Origin of the sequence: Glycomyces niveus (genome assembly GCF_017592475.1) — a bacterium.
GTDB lineage: Bacteria > Actinomycetota > Actinomycetes > Mycobacteriales > Micromonosporaceae > Glycomyces > Glycomyces niveus.
Genome location: NZ_JAGFNP010000006.1, coordinates 174,257 through 197,177, shown reverse-complemented (window position 1 = coordinate 197,177; position 22,921 = coordinate 174,257). Strand labels below are relative to the sequence as shown.

At 69.8% G+C, this 22,921-nt stretch carries 14 protein-coding genes and 1 tRNA gene; 12 read left to right on the top strand and 3 right to left on the bottom strand.

Translation table 11 applies throughout. The features are described 5' to 3' along the window. The first annotated feature begins 134 nt into the window (after positions 1–134). Both J5V16_RS13400 and J5V16_RS13395 read left to right on the top strand, forming a co-directional pair. Complete coding sequence (locus tag J5V16_RS13400) at positions 135–3,512, top strand: adenylate/guanylate cyclase domain-containing protein (RefSeq protein WP_208496774.1); 3,378 nt, start codon at positions 135–137, stop codon at positions 3,510–3,512. Between the two features lie 465 nt (positions 3,513–3,977). Further along, entirely contained in the window at positions 3,978–5,828 is a 1,851-nt protein-coding gene (locus J5V16_RS13395; protein WP_208496773.1) for a serine/threonine-protein kinase, read from the top strand. 161 nt (positions 5,829–5,989) lie between these two features. On the opposite strand, the gene J5V16_RS13390 is transcribed toward J5V16_RS13395, so the two are convergent. Beyond that, positions 5,990–6,985 carry a ribonucleotide-diphosphate reductase subunit beta gene (locus J5V16_RS13390; RefSeq protein WP_208496772.1) on the bottom strand — a complete coding sequence of 332 codons (996 nt, stop codon included), beginning with the start codon at positions 6,983–6,985 and terminating at the stop codon, positions 5,990–5,992. Between the two features lie 92 nt (positions 6,986–7,077). Beyond that, positions 7,078–9,447: a ribonucleoside-diphosphate reductase subunit alpha gene (locus J5V16_RS13385; RefSeq protein WP_208496771.1), complete on the bottom strand. Its 2,370-nt coding sequence runs from the start codon at positions 9,445–9,447 to the stop codon at positions 7,078–7,080. Positions 9,448–9,809: 362 nt separating this feature from the next. Here J5V16_RS13385 and J5V16_RS13380 point away from each other — a divergent pair. Both J5V16_RS13380 and J5V16_RS13375 read left to right on the top strand, forming a co-directional pair. Further along, positions 9,810–9,882: transfer RNA gene (locus J5V16_RS13380), tRNA-Arg, on the top strand. Positions 9,883–10,211: 329 nt separating this feature from the next. Next, positions 10,212–11,189: a glycoside hydrolase family 11 protein gene (locus J5V16_RS13375; protein ID WP_208496770.1), complete on the top strand. Its 978-nt coding sequence runs from the start codon at positions 10,212–10,214 to the stop codon at positions 11,187–11,189. Positions 11,190–11,243: 54 nt separating this feature from the next. Here J5V16_RS13375 and J5V16_RS13370 read toward each other — a convergent pair whose 3' ends face one another. Further along, entirely contained in the window at positions 11,244–11,561 is a 318-nt protein-coding gene (locus J5V16_RS13370) for a DUF3817 domain-containing protein (RefSeq protein WP_208496769.1), read from the bottom strand. 177 nt (positions 11,562–11,738) lie between these two features. On the opposite strand from J5V16_RS13370, the gene J5V16_RS13365 reads away from it, so the two are divergent. The 8 genes from J5V16_RS13365 to J5V16_RS13330 all read left to right on the top strand — a co-directional run bounded on the left by J5V16_RS13365 (position 11,739) and on the right by J5V16_RS13330 (position 22,763). Then, positions 11,739–12,395: an LppX_LprAFG lipoprotein gene (locus J5V16_RS13365; RefSeq protein WP_208496768.1), complete on the top strand. Its 657-nt coding sequence runs from the start codon at positions 11,739–11,741 to the stop codon at positions 12,393–12,395. Further along, positions 12,382–13,896: an MFS transporter gene (locus J5V16_RS13360; RefSeq protein WP_208496767.1), complete on the top strand. Its 1,515-nt coding sequence runs from the start codon at positions 12,382–12,384 to the stop codon at positions 13,894–13,896. The genes J5V16_RS13365 and J5V16_RS13360 overlap by 14 nt, the downstream gene beginning before the upstream one ends. A 10-nt stretch (positions 13,897–13,906) precedes the next feature. Continuing rightward, complete coding sequence (locus tag J5V16_RS13355; RefSeq protein ID WP_208496766.1) at positions 13,907–14,197, top strand: GNAT family N-acetyltransferase; 291 nt, start codon at positions 13,907–13,909, stop codon at positions 14,195–14,197. A 153-nt stretch (positions 14,198–14,350) separates the two neighbouring features. After that, positions 14,351–14,857: a Rossmann-fold NAD(P)-binding domain-containing protein gene (locus tag J5V16_RS13350; RefSeq protein WP_208496765.1), complete on the top strand. Its 507-nt coding sequence runs from the start codon at positions 14,351–14,353 to the stop codon at positions 14,855–14,857. Positions 14,858–14,940: 83 nt separating this feature from the next. Continuing rightward, positions 14,941–16,980, top strand: a complete 2,040-nt coding sequence (locus J5V16_RS13345) for a HelD family protein (RefSeq protein WP_208496764.1) — start codon at positions 14,941–14,943, stop codon at positions 16,978–16,980. Between the two features lie 120 nt (positions 16,981–17,100). Next, complete coding sequence (locus J5V16_RS13340; RefSeq protein ID WP_208496763.1) at positions 17,101–18,789, top strand: ABC transporter family substrate-binding protein; 1,689 nt, start codon at positions 17,101–17,103, stop codon at positions 18,787–18,789. A 245-nt stretch (positions 18,790–19,034) separates the two neighbouring features. After that, entirely contained in the window at positions 19,035–20,732 is a 1,698-nt protein-coding gene (locus J5V16_RS13335; protein WP_208496762.1) for an ABC transporter substrate-binding protein, read from the top strand. 330 nt (positions 20,733–21,062) lie between these two features. Continuing rightward, positions 21,063–22,763 (top strand): ABC transporter family substrate-binding protein, encoded by a 1,701-nt coding sequence (locus J5V16_RS13330; RefSeq protein WP_208496761.1) that lies wholly within the window; start codon positions 21,063–21,065, stop codon positions 22,761–22,763. Positions 22,764–22,921 lie beyond the last annotated feature (158 nt).

The window sequence follows — 22,921 nt, the reverse complement described above, 5'->3', positions numbered from 1 at the left end:
CACAGGTATCTGTCAGCTAGGCCACGTATCCTTGCCAGCGTGAAGGCCAAGAACCACCCCATTCCCACAAGGAGTGGGGAACAACACACCCTGCCCACGGCGTTGGTGCTGCTGTGACCTGCCCATTCTGCTCCGTGCCCACTGTCCCTGGCGCGCGCTACTGCCACAACTGCGGAGCGCCCCTCTCCCCGGAGGCGACCGCCCCCCAGACCGAGCGGCGCTATGTCACGGTGCTGTTCGCCGACCTCTCCGACTTCACCACGTGGTCGGAAAGTCTGGACCCGGAGCGGGTCTCGTCCGTCACCGACCGGCTCTTGGCGGAGTGCGTCTCCGCGGTGAACGAGTTCGGCGGGCACGTCGACAAGCTCATGGGCGACGGCCTCATGGCCGTGTTCGGCGCCCCCCTGTCGCACGAAGACGACGCCGAGCGCGCTGTTCGCGCAGCTCAGGCCATGCAGAAACGGGTGCGGCGTCTGCTCAAAGCCGAGTCCGGTGGTGGTCTTCCCATCGGACTTCGCATCGGCCTCAGGTCCGGTCTCGTGGTCGCCGGGATGCAGGCGAACCTCGAGTACACGGTCATCGGCGACACGGTCAACACCGCGTCGCGCATCTGCGCGATCGCCTCGGTCGGCACCATCTGGGCCGGCGAGGAGACCCAGCGCGCCACCAAGCACGCCGCCGCCTGGCGCCGCCTCACTCCCGTGCGCCTGAAAGGCAAGCGTGAGCCCGTCGAGGTGTTCCAGCTCCTGGGTCTCGAGGACGAGCCCGGCACCCGCGCGAGCCTCGGCGACACCGCGCCCTTCATCGGCCGGGACGCCGAGATCGGCCGTGTCAACGGCCGGCTCGAGGCCGTCATCGACCGCGGTGAGCCGCTGGTGCTCATCCACACCGCCGAAGCCGGCATGGGGAAGACCCGGTTCGCCCGTGAAGTGCGGACCGTCGCCACCGAGCGCGGCGCGCGGGTCTTGACCGTGCGCGTCGCCCCTTACGGCGAAGGCCGACGCTTCGGGCCGCTCGCCGACCTCGTGCGCAAAGCGGCCGGTCTGCGGTTCGACGACGACCGCGCCACCGCCGAGACGAAGCTCCGGCGCATCGCCGACGGGCACGCCGACCACGGCGAGTGCCGCCTGAACATCACGCTGCTGCTCGGGCTCCTCGGGCACGGCCGCCCCGGGGCCACCGACCGCGTCGGCGGGTTCACCGGCCAGCAGTCCGACGCCTACACGATCCCCGAGGCCGTCGCCGAGCTCATCACGCACATGGCCACCCAAGGCCCGCTCGTGCTCAACATCGACGACCTCCACACCGCCTCCGCGGCCGGCATCGACGCCCTCGGCGTCGCCCTGTCGAAGATCCACGGGCCCGTGCTCGTGCTGCTCTACGGCCGCCCCGAACTCACCCGCTCCTCCGGTGTGCTCACGCGCATCTCCGAGGCCGAGGTCCACCCGCTCCCGCCGCTCGCCGGCGCCGACGCGGCGCGGCTCCTGCGCGAGTTCCTCGGCGGCGGACGCATGCCCAAGCCCGACGAGGACCGCCTCCTCGGCTTCGCGCAGGGCAACCCGTACTACCTCGCCGAGCTCGTCACGCTCCTCACCGAGCAGGGCCTGCTCTCCGGCGACGGCGACCACTGGCGCCTCGCCGCCGGGTCCCTCACCGGACGCGTGCTCTCGCGCGACCTCGCGCAGGTCCTCGGCGCCCGCATCGACGCCCTCACCCCCGCCGCCCGCGCGCTCCTGCGCGCCGCCTCGATCTTCGGCGACGCCGTGCCCCCCGAGGCCGCGCAGCTGCTCGAGAAAGAGGTCCCCGGCGAGTTCGAGGCCGCCCTCCAGGAACTCCTGGACCGCCGCATGCTGCGCCGCCGCTCCTACGGCGGCTACCGCTTCGTCACCCCGCTGCTGCGCCAGGCCGCCTACGCGCCCATCGGGAAAGCCGACGCCGCGCACGCGCACGCCGAGATCGCCCGCTGGGCCGCCGACACCGAGCTCGAGGGCCAGAGCGCCGACGACCTCGTGGTCTTCCACGCCGAGCAGGCCGTCACCCTCGCCAAGGAAGTCGAGATCGAAGCGCTCGACGAGGTCTGGAACGTCCTCCCGCTCGCCGTCGAGGCCGTCCGCAAGCAGGCGGCCCGCGCCATGGACGCCTCCGAGCCCGAGCGCGCCGTCGCCCTCCTCAACGGAGTCGAACGCCTCGCGCCCCTGTCGTTCGACGACCGTCTCCTGCGCGGCCGCGCGCTGACCCGCCTGGGCCGCACCGAGGAAGCCGAAGCCGAGATCGAAGGCCTCGCCATCGACATCGGCCTCATCGTCCCTGCCGACGACGACCACGCCGAGCACGAGGAGCACCCGTCCGGGCGCCTCTTCGGCGACGACTTCCCCGAGGACGAGGCCGAACTCGTGGCCCAGCTGCTGCTGCTGCGCGGCCGCCTCCACCGCTACAGGGGCGAGCTCCAGGACGCCCGCACCGCGTGGACCGCCGCGCTGGCGCTCTCGCGCCGCGAGGGCCTGGCGGGGCCGCGCTGCGACGCGCAGTGCCGCATCGGCCTGCTCGACTTCCTCGCCGGTCACCTGAGCGAGGCCGAGTCCCGCTTCCTCGACGCCTATGACGTCGCGGTCGGCGTCGGCGACGACAAGCGCCTCGCCTGGGCCCTGCAGCACCGCGCGTGGGTCCTGGTGGCCCGCGGCGACTTCGACGGGGCCGACGACGTGCTCCGCGAGGCCGCGAAAGCCTTTGCGCGCCAAATGGACCTGGTCGGCCGGGCCTGGGTGCGCGGCGTCTCCGCATTCGCGCTCCTCATGGCCGGGCGGTTCACCGAGGCCAAGCGACTGTCCGATGTGTTCATGCCGATCGGCGAGCGCTCGGGCGACGTGTTCGCCGTCGGGCTGCTGCGCGCCATCGGCGCCGCCGCCCAGGTGTCCCTGGGCCACCCGGCGGGCGCCGACGCCGCCGCGCGGGCCTCGTTCCGCGACTTCGAGCGCATCGACGACGACTGGGGCCGCGGCTTCGCGAAGTACGTGCGGGCCTTGGCGGCCCGCTCGATCGGCGCGCTCGACCACGCCCTCGACCTCGCCGCAGGCGCGGAGGAGTACGGCGCGAAGACCGGCCACCCGCTCCTGATCTCCTTGGCGCACAACCTCAGAGGCCGCTGCGCTCTCGAGCTCGGGGACGCGGCCACCGCCGCGGCCGCCGCCGAGGAGGCCCTCGGGCTCGTCACCGACGACGTGCTCGAGCCGGGCCGCGCGGCCAACACCGCGCTCCTGGCCGACGTGCGCGCCGCCAAGGGCGACCGCGCGGGAGCCCTCGCCATGCTCGAACCCCTTGCGGCGCATCATGACGAGCCCGCACTGGGGAGTCCGCGCCGGGCGATCGTGGCCCGTTACGCCCGCCTCCTGGACGAGGACGGCCAGGTCGAAGCGGCCCGCCAGTGGGCGATGACCACGCTGAAGTCGTTCGGGGAGGACCCGGGGGCCACGGCCTGGGCCGAGGGCTACCTCGAAGCCGCCAAGGTCTCATGAGCTGCGGCCGGATCGCCTGAAAGGGACGCACACCGTGTACGCCGCCACCGCCTTCGACGCTGCGATGCTTGCTGCAGTGGGGGCGACGCAGCGGGTGGACGGGCGGCCCTTTCGGGCCGAGGCCTTGCGGCACGGGGCCCGTTCCAGTCGGACCGCCCGTCCTCCCGCGCGCCACACGGGGGATGCATTCACTATGGGCTACCGGCAGTTCGCCCAGTGGAAGCGACATATCAACCGTTCGGCCAGTTATCGCTGGCTCTTCGTCCAGGGGTATACAGAATCGTGGGCGCGTTGCCGTAACGTTATGCGTCAAAGGTCCCATGACTCGGATCCCCCAGGCCCGAGCGCCGCGACCTAGGTCCGGAACGTCCCCACGCGCTGATCGCGACGATCGGCGCACCGACCTGCATCAGGCAATGACGCCAGTCACTCCCGCGCGTCGCCGAAGAACGGAGGCTGTACACAGTGGACACCATCTCGTCCTACGGTGCTCCAACCGACCCCCTCGCCCCCTCACCCCTCCGCTCCGAGGCCGACCCGGAATCCCTCTTCCAGGGCATCGAGCGCCTCACCGGCTTCCGCGAGATCGACCGCGGCGCCTTCTCCATCGTCTACAGCGCCACCCGGTACGACGACGGCTCCGAGGTCGCCGTCAAGGTCGAGGCCCGGCCGCTCACCGACGACGCCGCCCGCGAGCGCTTCCGCCGCGAGGTCCAGACCGCCGGACGCCTCTCCGACCACCCGTGCGTGGTCAAGATGCTCTCCGCCGGCCTCACCCACCAGGCGAACCCGTACGTCGTCATGGAGCGCTGCCGCGGCACCGTGGCCGACCTGCTCGACAAGCACGGCCGGATCCCGCCGCACCGGACCATCGAGATCGGCATCCGCATCGCGGACGCCCTCGCCGCCGCCCACGAGGCCGGCATCGTCCACCGCGACGTCAAGCCCGCGAACCTCCTCGTCGACCACCACGGCCACGCCGTGCTCGGCGACTTCGGCCTCTCCAGCCTCATCGCAGCGCCCCGCCCGGGCGAGCCCGTCTCGACCATGGCCACGCCCGCGTACGCGCCCCTGGAGGTCTTCCAGATGCGCGAGGCCGGCCCCAGCGCCGACGTGTACTCCCTGGCCGCGACGCTCTACACGATGCTGTCCGGCACGCCCCCGCGGTTCCCCGTGGACGGGGTCCTCGACATCAACGACGTCGCGGCCCTGTTCGATCAGCCGATCCCGGCGATCCCCGGTATATCGCCGCTCCTGCTCGAGATGCTGCGCACCGCGCTCATCAACAACCCCGACGGGCGCCCGACCGCCGTCGAGTTCCGCGAGTTCCTCGCGAGCATCCCCGAGGCCTCCACCGGCATCCTGCCCCGCGTCACCGACGACCCGCCCCCGAGTTCCCCTGCACCCCAAGGCGTCGGCGTCTTCGGGGCGTACTCCTCGCCGCCGCAGGAGTCGGCCCGCTCGGCCTCGCCCCCCGGCTACGCCCAGCTCGACCCGAGCTCGTTCCCCGACGCGCCCTCGACGCTCCGCCTCGCCCCGAGCAAGCGCCGGGGTCGCGAACCGCAGACGGCCCGGGCGGCCTTCAAGACCGGCCCCGAGGCGCCCTTCTCCTCCCCGGTCGTTCCCGACCCGAACGCGCGCATCCCCTCCCCGCCCGTGAGCCCCGCGGCCCCGCCGCGCGACGCCGCCGCCGAGACCACCGCCTGGAAGGCCTTCGCCTCCGGCGGCTCCCGCGACGAGAACGACCCGCGCCTCCCGGTCCCTGTGCCCCGCAACGAGACCGGCCTGACCCGCCGCGAACGCCGCCTCAAAGAGGGCGACACCGGCTCCAGCATCGGCCGCCTCATCGGCATGGGCGCGGGCGCCCTGGTGATCCTCGGCCTCCTCATCGCGGGCGGCATCTGGCTCTTCGACCGGGAGGAAGCCCCCGACCTCGCCGCGCAGTCCAACGCCGGCGACTACGTGGGCGAGTGCACGCTCCAGACCGACGGCGTCTCCTGCGTCCCGGAGCCCGCCTGCTACGACGCCGCGTTCGCCTCCACCGACTGCGAACTCGCCCACCAGTGGGAGGCCTACGCGACCGGCCCGCTCCCCGAGGGCATCGCCGACGCCGACGGGGCGAGAGCCGACGCGACGGTCGCGGCCGCCTGCGTCGACGCCCAAGTCGAAGGAGGCCCGCTCTCCCAGCTCATCGGCGGCGACTCCCTCGACTGGACCACGGACGTCTACGTCTCCGGCGACGGCACCTTCCAGTGCGTCGCCCAGCTCAAGGACGGATCCGAGGCCAACGGCTCCACCTTCGCCCGCGAAGGCTGAGGCGCGAGCGAAGCGACTGCGCCGCACGGACTCCCGAGTCCGCGAAGGCGGACGAGAACAAGGGCCCGACGCCACCGGCGTCGGGCCCTTTCGCTACGCAGAGCCGAATTCACGGCCCCGCAAGCGGTCGCCGCGCATGGGAGAGCCTGCGCGGCTTCGGATCAGAACTCCTCGTCGAGGTCGACCTTGCCTTCCACGGCCACTTGGTAGGCGGTCGGGCGACGTTCGAAGAAGTTCGTCAGCTCCTGCACGTCCTGGAGCGCCATGAACGGGAACGGGTTCTCCGAGCCCCACTTCTTGGGCATGCCGAGGCGCACGAGGCGCTGGTCGGCGGCGTACTCCAGGTACGACTTCATGTCCTTGACGGTCATGCCGGGCATGCCCTCGCCGATCAGGTCCTCGGCGAACTGCAGCTCGGCCTCCACGGCCTCCTGCAGCATGTCCGTGACCTCCTGGCGCATCTGCTCGTCGAACAGCTCGGGCTCCTCCTGGCGCACGATGTCGACCACGCTGAACGCGAAGTTCATGTGGCAGGACTCGTCGCGGAACACCCAGTTCGTGCCGGTCGCGAGCCCGTCGAGCAGGCCCCGGCTGCGAAGCCAGTACACGTAGGCGAAGGCGCCGTAGAAGAACAGGCCCTCGATGCACGCGGCGAAGCAGATGAGGTTGAGCAGGAACTTGCGGCGGTGGTCCGCCGTCTTCAGCTCCTGCATGTCGAAGACCTCGTCGATCCACTTGTAGCAGAAGTCGGCCTTCCGCTTGATCGACGGGATGTTGTTGACCGCGTCGAACGCCTTCGCGCGCTCCTCCGGGTCGGGCAGGTACGTGTCGAGCAGCGTCAGGTAGAACTGGACGTGCACGGCCTCCTCGAACAGCTGCCGCGACAGGTACAGGCGGCCCTCGGGGGAGTTCACGTGCTGGTACAGGTTGAGCACCAGGTTGTTCGCGACGATCGTGTCGCCGGTGGCGAAGAACGCCACGAGGCGGTGGATGAGGTGCTGCTCCTGGGGCGTGAACCCGGCCAGGTCGGTCAGGTCGGACGCGAGGTCGACCTCCTCGACGGTCCAGGTGTTCTTGATGGCGGCCCGGTACTGGTCGTAGAAGTCCGGGTACTTCATCGGTCGCAGGGTCAGGTTCATGCCCGGGTCGAGCAGCATTCGCGGGTCCTCTCTCGGTTCTGGTGGGCGGGGTGAAGCGGTGGGCGGGGTGAAAGCGGGGCAGGGCGTCTCCGCCCTGCCCCGACATGGTCTTACTGGCAGGCTTCGCAGCTCTCCGGGTTCTCCAGGGAGCACGCGATATCCGCGGGGATTACCTCGAGCTCGGTCGGCTGCGCGGCGGCGGGCTGCGCGCTGACCGTCGTCTGGTTGATCCGCGTGGCCGGACGGCTGCGCAGGTAGTACGTGGTCTTCAGACCCGACTTCCACGCGTACCGGTACATCGACGAGAGCTTGCCGATGGTCGGCGCGGCCTGGAACAGGTTGAGCGACTGCGACTGGTCGATGAACGGCGTGCGCGCCGCGGCCAGGTCGATGAGCGCCTTCTGCGGCAGCTCCCACGCGGTGCGGTACCGCTCCTGGAGCTCCGCCGGGATCGCGTCGATGCCCTGCACCGAGCCCTCGGCGACCACGATCGCCTGGCGCACCTGCTCGTTCCAGATCCCGCGCTCCTTGAGCTCGGCGATCAGGTGGCGGTTCACCTGCAGGAACTCGCCCGAGAGGGTCTCGCGCTTGAAGACGTTCGACACCACCGGCTCGATGCACTCGGCGCAGCCGGCGATCGAGGCGATCGTGGCGGTCGGCGCGATCGCGATCATCAGCGAGTTGCGCAGGCCGTGTTCGCCGATCTGCGCGCGCACCGCGTCCCAGCGCCCGCCCAGCGTCAGTCGCGCGTCCGAGAAGTGGTCGATGTGCAGCACGCCGTCGGCGGCGCGGGTCTCGGCGAAGTTCGGGTGCGCCCCGAGCTCGGCAGCGAGCTTCGAAGAGGTCTCGTACGCCACGATCGCGATGCGCTCGGCGATCGCGGTCGAGAGCGCGAGCGCCTCCTCAGAGTCGAACGCGAGCTTCAGCTTGAAGAACACGTCGGCGAGGCCCATGCAGCCCAGGCCGATCGGGCGCCACTTGCGGTTGGCCTTCTCGGCCTCCGCGGTCGGGTAGAAGCCGAGGTCGATGGTGCGGTCGAGGAACTTGACCGCGGTGCGCACCGTCTCCTCGAGACGCTCGAAATCGAAGCCCTCCGGCGTGGTGTGCTCGGCCAGGTTCACCGAGCCGAGGTTGCACACGGCCGTCTCGGAGTCGTTGGTGACCTCGAGGATCTCGGTGCACAGGTTCGAGAGGTGGATGACGTTCTCTTTGCGCGCGGTCTGGTTCGAGGTCCGGTTCGCGGTGTCGGAGAAGGTCATCCAGCCGTTGCCGGTCTGGGCGAGGGTGCGCATCATGCGTCCGTACAGCTCGCGGGCCGCGACGGTCTTCTTGGCCTTGCCAGCGGCCTCGGCGGCCCGGTACGCCTGGTCGAAGTCGTCGCCCCACAGGTCGACGAGCTCCGGGGTCTCCTTGGGGTCGAACAGGGACCACTGGGCGTCGTCCTCGACCCGGCGCATGAACTCGTCGGGGATCCAGTTCGCGAGGTTCAGGTTGTGGGTGCGGCGCTCGGTGTCGCCGGTGTTGTCGCGCAGCTCCAGGAACTCCTCGATGTCCGCGTGCCAGGACGCGAGGTACACGCACGCGGCGCCTTTGCGGCGGCCGCCCTGGTTCACGGCGGCGACGGACGAGTCGAGGGTGCGCAGCCACGGCACGATCCCGTTCGAGTGGCCGTTGGTGCCGCGGATGAGTGAACCGCGCGAGCGGACGCGCGACCACGCGATGCCGATGCCGCCGGCGTACTTCGAGAGGCGCGCGACCTGGCTGTATCGCTCGTAGATCGAGTCGAGCTCGTCCTTGGGGGAGTCGAGCAGGAAGCACGAGGACAGCTGCGAGCGGCGGGTGCCGGAGTTGAACAGCGTCGGCGAGGACGGCAGGTACGAGAGGGTCGACAGGAGGCGGTAGAGTTCGGCGGCCTCCTCGACCGACTGGCTCAGCCCGCACGCGACGCGGAGCATGAAGTACTGGGGGCGCTCGAGCACGGTGCGGTGCTCGGGGTGGCGCAGCAGGTAGCGGTCGTAGACGGTGCGCAGCCCGAAGTACTCGAAGCGGTCGTCGGCGGCGTCGTCGATGACGGCGTCCAGGGCCTCGGCGTTGGCGTTCACGAAGGCCACCAGGTCGTCCGCGAGCAGGCCGTTGGCGTTGCTGGCCGCGATGGAGGTCGTGAACGAGGTGACGCCCTCGCCCGCGGTCTCGTCCGCGATGTGCTCGGCGAGGAGCCGCGCCGCGAGCTTGGAGTAGGTGGGCTCGGAGGCGACGGTGGCCGAGGTGATCTCGATGGCCCGCTCGCGCAGGGCCTGCGCGGTGGCGCCGGGCCAGAGGCCGGCTTCGATCTGGGCGATGACCTTCTCGGCGTCCACGTCGGGCAGGCCGGCGGCGTGGGTGCGCAGGCGCTCGGCGATGAGGGCGGCGGGTCCCGGCTCGGGCTCCCGCTGCTGCGGTGCGGTGGTGGTGGCGGATGGCGTGGTGGCGAGCCCGGTCATCTCTGCATCCCCTCGGTGCTGGGCGATCTGCTGCGGATCGCGCTGGCGGCGCGGCGGCGCCGCCCTCCCCACGCCGTGGGAACGGGGGCTGACAGCACCGACCTGACAGAGCAGAAGCATACATGTAGTGGTCGGCCGTTGGGGTGGCCCCAAGATGTTGCGATTATCCGGTGTTTTAGTCACCGAACCCCCAGCGTGTCAGCTAGGCTCGAGGGTTTCCGCGGGGTCAGCCTAGACCCGGCTTCCGACATTTCTCCGGGGAAACGACCGGGCTCACCCGGGTGTGATCCTCACCGGCCAAACCGGGTGCGAGCCCGTGCCGTGCGACTGATAGCATCGTGGCGGCCTGTTCATCAGGCCATGCCTCCGTAGCTCAGTGGATAGAGCACTGGTTTCCGGGACCAGGTGTCGCAGGTTCGAATCCTGCCGGGGGCACTCGTTCTGAAAAGCCATCCGCGTTTGCGGGTGGCTTTTTGTTTGCCTGAGAGAATGCTCCGAAACTTCCGGAAGTTGGGTCGGTGTGGTTGGTCGAGTGGCTGCGTCGACGATGGCGGTTTTCGACGGTTCTCGTTCGGGTGTGGGATTGACCAGTGACTTTGATAGCGCTATCGCGGCGTTCGGTGGCGGAAAGTTCCGATAGTTTTCCGGAAGTCATTGACATGTTCCGATGTCCAGTCCACGATGGTCTCTATTGAGAGATAGATGTCTCTCGATGCGGCTCGTGTGCTCCGCGGGCCGTACGGCACCCTTCAGAGGAGTCAAGGATGGAATTCAACCCTCCCCCCAGCATTTTCAGCCGCCGCAATCTGCTGCTCGGCGGCGCGGGCGCGCTCGCGCTCGGCACGGCTTCGGCGCTCGCCCTTCCCGGCACCGCGAACGCGCAGACCCTGACGCAGAACGCGACCGGCACGCACAACGGGTACTACTACTCGTTCTGGACGGACACCCAGGGCCGGGCCTCGATGACCCTCGGTGCGGGCGGGAACTACAGCTCCCAGTGGAACGGCGCGAACAACTGGGTCGGCGGCAAGGGCTGGGCGAACGGCGGCCGCCGCATCGTGGACTACAGCGGCTGGGTCAATCACGGCAGCAACGGCTATCTCGCCCTCTACGGCTGGACGTCGAACCCGCTGGTGGAGTACTACATCGTCGAGTCGCACGGCCCGTACAACCCCAGCAGCGGCGCCTCGGGCCGCGGCACGGCCAACATCAACGGCGGCACGTACTGGCTCGGCCAGTCCACGCGCTACAACGCGCCTTCGGTGGAGGGCAACAAGACCTTCCAGCAGTACTGGAGCGTCCGCCAGGGCGCCCGCACCTCCGGCAGCATCGACACCGGCGCCCACTTCGACGCCTGGGCCCGCGCCGGGATGAACCTGGGCGCGTTCAGCTACTACATGATCATGGCGACCGAGGGCTACCAGTCCACCGGCAGCTCGAACATCACCGTCGGCTCCACCGGCGGCGGTGGCGGTGGCGGCGGGGCCTGCACCGCGACGCTCTCGGCCGGGCAGCGCTGGAGCGACCGGTACAACCTGAACGTCTCGGTCTCGGGCAAGAGCGACTGGCGGACGGTGCTGAACATCCCCTCGCCCGCCAAGGTGATCGCCACCTGGAACTGCAACGCCTCGTACCCGACCGCGCAGCAGCTCGTCGCCACGCCGAACGGCAACGGCAACAACTTCGGGCTCACGATCCAGGCCAACGGCAACTGGAACTGGCCCACGGTCTCCTGCGGCTAGAGCCGAACACCCCGGGGAACGGCGCGGCGGCCCGAGGCCGCCGCGCCGCTTCGCTTACGCGGGCTGTGCGGCGCGCTCGGCCGCGAGGAACTCGTCCTTCTTCGCGTGGTGGAAGAAGAACGGCGCCAAGGGGAGCACGGAGCAGACGAGCGCGACGAGCGTGGTGCCGAAGCCCCAGTCGAGGCGGCGGCGGATCAGGAGGGTCGCGAGGACCAGGAGCACGAACAGCGCGCCGTGCAGCGCCCCGAGGGGCATGACCAGGTCGATGTCCGAAATGCGGCTCAGGAGCGAGCCGAAGACGAGGAGCAGCACGAACGACCACCCTTCGGCGAGGGTCAGCATCCGGTAGCGGAACACGGGGTTCGCGAGCACGGCAGGGTCCTTCCGCGGGGTGTCACATGGGGTCTCCTGCGGCCGACACTAACGATGCGGCTCGGCGATCGTCAATGCGCACCGCCCCTGAGACCCGAACGCCCGCTGTGATCTTCACCGGTCCGGGTTTCACCTCGAGGTCTCCTCCCGGTGTCCGCGACGGCATAGGATCGGGCCATGCGATCGATTCCCCTCGTGGTCACCGCCGCCCTCGCCGTGTTCGCGGCCGCCGCCTGCTCGGGCGGCGACGACCTGCCCGCCGCCGACGAGATGCTCCCCGACGCCGCGGCCGCCATGCGCGAGGTCGAGAGCGTCCGCTTCGACCTCGCCGTCGAAGGCGACGTCCCCGGCCTCGACGTCAAGGCCGCGGACGGCGTCGTCACCGCGGACGGCTCCGCGCAGGGCACCGGCACCCTCACCGCGTTCGGCATGGACATCGAAGCCGAGTACGTCATCATCGGCGAGGACGCCTGGGTCAAGGGCCCCACCGGCGGGTTCCAGCAGATCCCCGTCGGCGACGACATGCTGCCCTACGACCCGACCCTCCTCCTCGACCCCGACTCCGGCGTCGCCACCCTCCTCGAAGCGGTCGACAAGGCCGAACCCGAGGACACCGAGAAGATCGACGGCACCGAGACCTACCGCTACTCGGTCGAGTTCGACCCCGCCGCGTTCGCCACGCTCATCCCCGCCGAAGGCGACTGGAACGCCGCCACCGTGTGGTTCGACCAGGAGACCTCCCGCATCGTCAAAGCCGAGTTCGCCCAAGGCGACGCGACCGTGACTCTGCACCTCTCGGATTACGACGAAGCGGTGACGATTGCTGAGCCTTAAAAAGCGATCCCCTCGAGGTCGGCGCCGGCTCGCCATCGGCGCGGCCGGCACCGCCGTCCTGCTCGGCTCGATCGACGCGTACGTGCTCGTCTCCGTGCTCGTCCACATGATCGGCGAGTTCGACATCCCCGTGAACCACCTGGAGCGGGCCACGCCCCTCGTGACCGGCTACCTCCTCGGCTACACCGCCGGGATGCCGCTGCTCGGGCGGCTCTCGGACCGCTTCGGCCGCAAGATCGTCATCCACGCCTGCCTGGCCGTGTTCGCGGTCGGCTCGGTCGTCAGCGCCACCGCCACCGAACTCGTCCCGCTCGTCGCCGGACGCGCCCTCCAAGGCCTCGCGGGCGGCGCCCTCCTGCCGGTCACGATGGCGCTCGCCGCCGACCTCTTCCCGCCCCGCCGCCGCCCGGCCGTCCTCGGCTGGGTCGGCGCCGCGCAGGAACTCGGCGCCGTCCTCGGCCCGCTCTTCGGCGCGGGCGTCGCCGCCCTCGTCGGCTGGCGCGGCATCTTCTGGATCAACCTGCCGCTCGCCCTGCTCGCCGGACTCGCGATCCAGTACGCCCTGCCGAAGTCCGAGACGAGACGCGACGGCGCACGGGTCGACCTCGTCGGCGGCCTGCTCCTCGCGACCGCCTTGGGGCTCTTCACCATCGGCCTCTACAACCCCGACCCGGCCGACGGCGTCCTCCCGTCCTGGGGCCCGCCCACCGTGATCGCCGGCACCGCCGTCCTGGCCGCCTTCGGCCTCCACCAGTGGCGTTCCCCCACCCGGCTCCTCGACCCCGCCGGGGTCGCCTGGCGGCCCTTCGCGGCCGGGCTCGCCGCGAGCCTCGCCGCCGGGGCCGTCCTCATGGTCACCCTCGTCGACGTCCAGCTCTACGCCCAGACCCTCCGCGGCCTCGACTCGACCGGCGGCGCGCTCCTCCTGCTCTGGTTCCTCATCGGCCTGCCGGTCGGCGCCCTCCTCGGCGGCTTCACCGCCTCCCGCCTCGGCGAACGCCTCCCCACCTTGATCGGCTTCGCCGCCGCCGCGGCCGCCTACCAGTGGCTCGCCGACCTCATCGCCAGCGACGCCGCGGGCATCGAACCCGCCCTCGCCCTCGCCGGGGCCGCCCTCGGCGTCACCATCGCCCCCCTCTCCTCCGCCGCCCTGCGCACCACCCCCGAAGACAGCCACGGCACCGCCTCCGCCGCGGTCGTCGTCGCCCGCATGATGGGCATGCTCGTCGGCGTCGCCGCCCTCACCTCCTGGAGCCTCCACCGCTTCCAAGAGGCCACCGCCGACCTCGACACGCCCCTCCCGTTCGGCATCCCCGAAGCCGAATACCTTGCCCTCCAAGCCGACTACCTCAAGGCCCTGGACGCGGCCCTCGCCACCCAGTACGCCGAAGTCTTCACCGCGGCCGCCGCCATCTGCGCCGCCGCCGCCCTCGTCGCCCTCGCTATTCCCGGACGTGTGCGAGCCCGCACATCCTCGCTGACCGCCGCCCCGCCTGGATAAGGTTGGCCGCATGGCGGATCTTTCTGTGGTCGAGAACCTCGACGAGAACCGGTACGAGCTGCGGGACGACAACGGGGCCGTGCTCGGCTACCTGGAGTACCTCACTCGCGAGGACTTCGTCGTGCTGCCCCACACCGAGGTCGACCGGTCGCTGCGCGGCCAGGGCTGGGGCGACCGGCTCGTCCGGCACGTCCTCGACGACCTGCGGGTCAAAGGCGCCAAGGCCTACCCGACCTGCCCGTTCGTGGACCGCTGGATGCAGCGCCACGAGGAGTACGAGGACCTGCGCTACCAGGCCTGAGCCCGATGTAGACGGCACCGCCGCGGACTGTTCACCTCCGCTTCAACTTCGGGTTCATCCGCAGTTCACTTAGGGATGAAGCATCTTCAATATGCGTCTCCCGGTCGCCGAACCCCGGCCCTCGTCCCGCCTCCGCGCGAACGGGGGCCGCTGATGCTTTCCGCGCTCATCCTCCTGCGCCACGTCGCCCTCCCCGCAACCGAACCCGCGCCGCTCACCGACGAGCAGTCCCGCCGCGCCTGGGCGCTCGCCGACTTCCTCCAGCTCTACAACCCCACGACCCTCCTCAGCGGCCCCGGCCGCGCCTGCGCCGACACCCTCGCCCCCCTCGCCTCCCGGCTCGACCTGCGCGTCACCGTCGCCGAGGACCTGAGCGCCGCCGCCCCCAAGCTCCCCGGCGCCGCCCACACCGCGGTCTGGCTGGCCGCCAAGGCGATCCGCGCCCTCCCCGACCCCCGCCGCACCACCGTCGTGTGCGCCGAGGGCATCGTCCTCGCCGCGCTCCTCGTCGCCGTCGCCGCCCGCGACGGCCACGACCTCGCCGGCCACGACCTCACCCTCCCCCTCGACGGCCCCGACACCGCCCCGCCCGGCGCCGGCTGGGTCCTGCACAAAGACGACGGGCGGCTCGTGGACGTCAAACCCCTCGCCGCCCGGTAAATCGATTGCTCCCGCAGGTCAGGCACCAGTAAGCTCGACGGTTCGTCTGCTTCAATCCTGTCCGAATCCACCGGGAGACAAGCGTGTCTGAGAACGAACTCCAAGCCGAACTCGACCACCACGAGCACGCCCGCGCCCAGATGGCCGTCATGCGGGACCTCACCGAAGGCATCCACAAGCTCTACGCCGGCGACTTCGACGAGTCCACCCGCAACCTCGGCCTCGGCGACGTCCGATCCGACCACCTCTTCGGCTGGGCCATGGCCAACTACACCGTCCCCCGCCTCGCCGACCTCGCCGACCGCGACATCGCCATCTTCTTCGGCCGCATCTGGATGGACGACGGCGAGGACTTCCACATCGGCCGCCGCCACATCCGCGACGAAGCCGGCGACCCCCTCGTCCTCGACTGGCGCGCCCCCCTCGCCGAGCAGTACTACCGCGCCTCCGCCCACGACCGCCGCGACGTCGCCCGCCGCCGCCGCTTCGGCTTCCAAGGCGCCCGCATCACCGGCTTCGAAGACGAGAACCTCCTCCTCGGCGAAGAAGTGGCCTCCGACATCCTCACCGAGGAGATCGAACGCCCCCGCACCGGCCCGATGCGCGACATCGTCGCCACCATCCAGCCCGAGCAGGACGAGCTCATCCGCCGCGAAGCCGCCGTCAACCTCTGCGTCCAAGGCGCCCCCGGCACCGGCAAGACCGCCGTCGGCCTCCACCGCGCCGCCTGGCTCCTCTACAACTACACCGAGAAGCTCGACAAAGCCGGCGTCCTCGTCGTCGGCCCCAACGAAGGCTTCCTCTCCTACATCTCCGGCGTCCTCCCCACCCTCGGCGAATCCTCCGTCTGGCAGGTCACCGTCCACCAGCTCACCGGCGCCCACACCGCCGGCGCCGCCGACACCCACGAAGCCGCCCTCGTCAAGCACGACGCCCGCATGGCCCTCGTCTGCGAGCGCGCCGTCTGGGGGCACGTCGGCACCGCCGCGGACGGCGGCGTCACCGCCGACGACGGCCTCCTCATCGCCGACGGCGGCTGGCGCTGGCGCCTCGGCCAGACCTACCTCGACGAAGCGATCCGCAACGCCCGCAAGCACACCCGCACCTACACCGCCGGCCGCAAAGCCGTCGAGGACGCGATCGTGCAAGGCGCCCGCCGCCAGGCCGAGATCCGCTCAGGCCACTCCCCGGACAACAAATGGGCCACCAAACTCAAGCGCACCGAGTCCGTACGCGACTTCATGGAAGCGGTCTGGCCCAAGCTCAACACCAAGACCGTCCTCAAGAAGCTCCTCACCGACGCCGCGTTCCGCGCCGACGCCACCCGCGGCATCCTCACCGAGGACGAGGCCGCCCTCCTCGCCGGGAAGCCCGCCAAGCCCACCCCCGGCGACCTGCTCATCGCCGACGAGATCGAGTCCCACATGAAGCTCCGCGAACCCTCGGAGTCATTCGGCCACATCGTGATCGACGAAGCCCAAGACCTCTCCCCGATGCAGTGCCGCGTCATCGCCCGCCGCTCGGGCAAAGGCTCGATCACCGTCCTCGGCGACCTCGCGCAGGGCACCACGCCCTGGGCCGCCGCTTCTTGGACCGACCAGATGCGCCACCTCGGCAAGGACGGCGCCGTTGACACGAGCACTGTCGAGTACACCGAGCTCACCACCGGCTTCCGCGTCCCCGCCGTCATCATCGCCCTCGCCAACCGGGTCCTGCCGCACCTCGACGTCGACGTCGCCCCCGCCCGCTCCATCCGCTCCGACGGCTCCTACGACCTGGTCGAGGCCCCCGACCTCGACGCGGGCGTCGAACAGGCCGTCGCGAAGGCCCTCGCCGAGGAAGGCCTCGTCGGCGTCATCGCCGCCGACGACCGCGCCGCCGGACTCAAGACCCTCCTCGAGGGCACCGAACGGGTGGAGGTCGTCGCCGCGAGCCTCGCCAAAGGCCTCGAATACGACCATGTCGTGGTCGTCGAACCCGCCGAGATCGTCACCGCCCCGGCCACCGGGGGAGCGACCATCGAAGGGGTCGGTCTCCGCCACCTCTATGTCGCCCTGACCCGCGCGGTCTCGCGCCTCACCGTCGTCCACTCGCGACCGCTGCCCCGCGAGATGGAGGCCTGATAACCCGAACGCGCGGCCGTTTGCCCGAAACTTCCCGAAACGGGCCCTTCCAGGTGTAACGATGATCCAATGGCGGGCTGTAGTGGCCCACAGTGGATGCACACACGGGGGAGTGGTCATATGCGACCTGCACAAGCGAGGGCTTTCGCCCTCGCCGGGACGGCGGCGCTGGCCGCCGCGGCGCTCGGCGCGTGCGGCGGCGGGAGCGATTCGGGCGGCGGCGACACCGACGTCACGTGGGGCGTGAGCTCGGGCTGGGAGTCGTGGAACGAGAACACCGCCGACGGCAACAACTCGTACATCCACCAGGCCCTGTCCCCGAGTGCGACCGCCCTCGGCGACTTCAACCAGGACGGGGACTGGGTCTTCAACGACGCGCTCCTCGCGAGCGCCCCGGAGCTCGCCGCCGAGTCGCCGATGACCGTGAACTACACGCTCAACCCGGACGCCCAGTGGTCGGACGGCGAGCCGTTCGGCCTCGACGACTTCACCTACATCTGGCACCAGATGTCGGGCAAGGCCGAGCACTGCGACCAGACCCAGTGCGTGCCCGCCTCCACCGACTGGGGCGCGAACGTCGCCTCGATCACGCAGGAGGGCGACGTCGTCACCATGACTTATGTGGACGGCTACCTCGACCCGGAGTGGCAGTACTTCCAGACGCCGATGTACCCGGCCCACATCGCCGCGGCCAACGGCTTCCCCGACTGGGCCACCGACCCCGCGCAGATGGGCGGCAGCGCCACCTGGTTCACCCAGAACCCGCCCACCTGGGGCACCGGGCCGTACAAGCCGGTCGACGCGGTCGCGGGCGACTACGTCACGTTCGAGCCCAACGAGAACTACCAGGGCTCGGTGAAGCCGGCCCTCGAGAAGCTGACGATGAAGGTCGTCGAGGGCACCGAGTCGATCATCACCGAGCTGCGGCAGGGCTCGATCGACGGCTCCTGGCCGTCCGAGTTCAGCCAGGAGGAGCTGGACAAGGTCGCCGACGACGACGCGGTCACCACCGAGGTCTACGAGGGCTCGATCTGGCTGCACATCGACACGAACACGCGCAACGAGTTCCTGGCCGACGACGTGCTGCGCCAAGCGGTGTTCACCGCGATCGACAACGCGGACATCATCGCCAAGGCCTACCCGGACACCGAGGTCACGGCCCGCAAGAACCACTTCTTCAACGAGCAGTCGGACTTCTTCGAGGACGCGCTGGGCGCGTCGGACCCGGTGCAGGGCTCGGGCGACGCCGAAGCGGCGAACGCGCTGCTGGAGGGCGCGGGCTACACCACCGGCGACACGCTCATGACGCCCGACGGCCAGCCCGTGACGCTGCAGTTCCGCTACGGCGAGGGCGACGCGACCCGCACGCTCGCCGGTGAACTCGTGCAGTCCTATCTGGGCGAGATCGGCATCGACGTGACGCTCGAGGCCATCCCGGACGGCCAGCTCGGCACGGTCCTCTCCGAAGGCGAGTTCGACCTGGTCGTCTTCGGCTGGTCGGGCACGCCCGCGTTCACGACCGCGCCGCAGCAGTACTTCGGCTCGGACTCGTCCTCGAACTTCGGCGGCTACACGCTCGACGGCCTGGACGAGGCGATCGCCAAGGTCCGCTCGACCACGGACATCGCCGAGTCCGCGCAGTTCGCGAACGCGGTGGAGGACATGGTGATCCCGCAGGCGTTCACGCTGCCGATCTTCGACGAGCCGCAGTCGGTGGTGTACCTCAACGGCAGCCTCGACGGGATCGTCCCGAACGGCAACAGCCAGGCCGGACCGATGTGGAACATCCAGGAGTGGAAGCCCGCGTAGGGCATCCGAGTACGGCAGGGGGCGGCCCGGTTCGGGCCGCCCCCTCTTGCGTCTCGGTCGGGTAACAATGATCCGCCAAATTCGTACCGATGCGTTCCTTTACCTCCTGTGACGTGGCACTGTGTGACACAGCACTTGCCGAGCGGCCGCCTGGCCCCTCCGCGACCCCCGCGACGGCGACGAAGCCCCAGCGGCGCATCGGGCGAACCCCCTCGGCCGGACACCCTATGGAGGAGACAAAGCACATGGCTTTGACACGTAGAGCATTCGGCGGCATGACGATCGGCGGTTCCTCCGCCCTCATGCTGGCGGCCTGCGGCGGCAACGAAGACGGTGGCAGCGAGACCGGCGGCGAACTCGTCTGGGCGGTCTCGTCGGGCTGGTCGGCCTGGAACCAGAACACCGGCACCGGCAACGCCTCCGCCACCAACATCGCCACCACCCCGATGAACCCGGTCGGCCAGGTCGGCTACGACTGGGACCCCGAGAGCAACGTCTTCTACGACGAGGCGATCTTCGAGGGCGTGCCGGAGCTGCTCAGCGAAGCGCCGATGCAGGTCCAGGTCACCCTGAAAGAGGGCGCCCAGTGGTCGGACGGCAAGCCCGTCCGCCTGGAGGACTTCATCTTCCAGTGGTACTCCACCTCCGGCGACCCGGCCCACGCCAACCAGGAGAAGGCCCTGCCCGCGGGCACCGCCGGCGCGAACATCGCCAGCATCGAGGAGCCCGAGCCGGGCAAGATCGTCTTCACGTTCAAGGAAGGCACCACCGACCCCGAGTGGATCTTCACCGGCGGCGTCTACCTGCCGAGCCACGTGGCCGAGGAGAACGGCTTCGCGACCTGGGCGACCGACCCGGAGATCATGGGCGACGCCATCAACTTCTTCAACGACGACCTGTGGACCGTCGTGATCGGCCCGTACAAGCCGGTCGAGTGGAAGGTCGGCGAGTACGTCATCTACGAACCCAACGACAAGTACCAGGGCAAGAACAAGGCCGCCTACGACAAGCTCACGATGAAGGCCATCGAAGGCATCGAGGCCCAGGTCACCGAGTTGCGCCAGCAGACCATCGCGGGCTGCTGGCCGAACGACTTCAGCCTCGAGGAGCTGCAGAAGCTCGACGACGGGCCCGACTTCAAGTACGAGACGTACGCCGGCGCGACCTGGTCGCACTTCGACATGAACGTCAACAACGCGTTCCTCAAGGACGTCGCGCTGCGCCAGGCGGTCTTCACCGCCATCGACATCGAGGAGATCAAGGCCCGCGCCTTCCCCGGGACCGAAGCCCCGTGGCTCGGCAACCACTTCTTCACCGAGGCGAGCCCGTACTACGTCGACTACACGGGCCCGGCGAACTACGGCAAGGGCGACCTCGAGGCGGCCAAGACCATCCTCACCGGCGCCGGCTACACCACCAACGGCGACGGCAAGCTCCTGAACGCCGAGGGCGAGCAGGTGCTGTTCAACTTCCGCTTCGCCTCCTCCAACGAGATCCGCAAGCTCACCGGCGAGATCATCCAGGCCCAGCTCGTCGAGTTGGGCATCGACCTGGAGCTCAAGGGCTTCGGCGACGACGAGCTCTCCACGACCCTCTCCGAGGGCGACTTCGACCTGGTCGTCTACTCGTGGGTCGCGAACCCGTCGTTCTCCACCTCGCCCGACCAGTACTTCTCGCCGGACTCGGACTCCAACCACGGCAACTACGACGACCCGGTCATCAACGAGCTGCTGCCGCAGGTCCGCGCCACCCTCGACCTCGACGTGGCGGCCGACATCGCGAACCAGATCAGCGCCCAGGCGGTCGCGCAGGCGTACACCCTGCCGCTCTACAACAGCCCGATGGCGATCTTCTGGAACAGCGCGATGGTCGAAGGCGTCGAGGTGAACGGGAACAGCCAGGCCTCGACACTGTGGAACGTCCGCGAATGGAAGCGCCCCTAACGCCTCCCGACTCCGGAGTGGACGGCCGGCCGAAACCGTAGTGGATTCGACACCATCCGTCCTGATAATTCAGTGAATTCCCCCGTGGGGCCGATGCCGCATCGGCCCCACGGTCCATGTCCCGCACCGGCTTCACGGCGCAAAGTCACGAATACATCACGAATAAACTCCAGTTGAGGACTCGGCCATGTCAATCCCCTCACGTCTGTGCAAGTGTTTGTCACAACACCGCCGAGGGCACCTGACGCCTTCCCCCACCCGCGATGCGGGCGCGAGGCATCGGCGCCTTCGCGAAGGCCCCTCGGCATCGATACCTGGAGGAGAACACTCATGGCTCTGACCCGTAGAGCTCTCGGCGGCCTGACCATCGGCGGCACGGCCGCCTTCACCCTCGCCGCGTGCGGCGGCAACGAAGGCAACGGCGGCTCCGGCGCCACCGAGCTCACCTGGGCGATCCCCTCGGCGTGGGAGTCCTGGAACGAGAACACCCAGGCCGGCAACAACTCGTACGGTCACCAGGCCATGTACCCCATGCGCTACGGCCTCGACGGCAACACCACCGGCGACTGGGACGAGAACGGCGAGTTCCACCTCAACGACGCCGTCTTCGCCTCCTCGGAGATCATCTCCGAGGCCCCCCTCCAGGTCCAGTACACCCTGCAGGAGAACGCGCAGTGGTCGGACGGCAAGCCCGTCCGCGTCGAGGACTTCATCTTCCAGTGGTACAGCATCTCGGGCCTCCCGGAGCACGCCGACCAGACCAAGGCGCTCCCGGCCTCGACCAGCTACGGCCCCAACGTCGCCTCCATCGAGTCCCCTGAAGAGGGCAAGATCGTGGTGACCTTCATCGACGGCTACCTCGACCCCGAGTGGCAGTTCAGCCCCACCATCTACCTGCCCTCGCACGTCGCCGAGGCCGAGGGCTTCGCCACCTGGCAGACCGACCCGGCCGTCATGGGCCAGGCCATCGAGTGGTTCGAGAAGAACCTCTCCGACGTCGTGACCGGCCCCTACAAGCCCGTCGACTTCAAGATGGGCGAGTACATCACCTACGAGCTCAACGACAAGTGGAACGGCTCGGTCAAGCCCACCGTCAAGAAGCTCACCATGAAGGTCGTCGAGGGCACCGAGGCCGTCGTCACCGAGCTCCGCCAGCAGACCATCGCCGGCGCGTGGCCGAGCGAGTTCTCCCAGGAGGAGTTCGACAAGGCCGCCGAGGACCCGGCGCTCGCCCAGGAGATCTACGAGGGCGGCGTCTGGCTCCACATCGACACCAACCTGAACTCCGAGCCGCTCAAGGACGTGGCCCTGCGCCAGGCGATCTTCACCGCCATCAACGTCGCGGACGCCATCAGCCGCGTATTCCCCTCGACCGAGGTCTCGCAGCGTCTCAACCACTTCTTCGGGCAGAAGAGCGAGTTCTTCCAGGACCTCCTCACCCCGACCGGCCAGGGCTCGGGCGACACCGCCAAGGCCGCCCAGATCCTCACCGAGGCCGGCTACACCGGCGCGGCCGAGGGCCAGAAGCTCGCCAAGGACGGCGCCGAGGTCCCGAACCTCGTCTTCCGCTTCGGCGAGGGCGACGCCACCCGCACCACGATCGCCGAGCTCGCCCAGGCCCAGCTGGCGCTCATCGGCATCACCGTCGACCTCAAGGCGATCCCGGACGGCCAGCTCGGCACCGTGCTCACCGAGAGCGACTTCGACCTGGTCATCTTCGGCTGGTCGGGCAGCCCCACGTTCGTGGCGGCCCCCAACCAGTACTTCAAGACCGGCGTCAACTACGGGAACTACTCCTTCCCCGAGCTCGACGCGGCCATCGACAAGCTCAAGACCACGTCGGACCAGGCCGAGGCCGCGGGCTTCGCCAACGAGGTCGAGGCGATCGCCGTGCCGCTCGCCCTGACCCTCCCGCTGTTCGACGAGCCGCAGGGCATCCTGTGGAACAAGAACCTCATCGAGGGCGTCGTCGGCAACGGCAACAGCCAGGGCGGCCCGATCTTCAACTGCGCGGAGTGGAAGACCGTCTAAGAGCTCAGTAAGCTGAGCGGCGGGGCCTCCCTGGGCCCCGCCGCTTCGGTGCTTCATGAGCCGAGGTTTCGGCGGCGTCGCAGTGAGGTGAACGCCCGCCGACCACCCCTCGCCCCACCCCTCTCCGCCTCCGGCCGCATCGTCGCGGCCGACCGGAC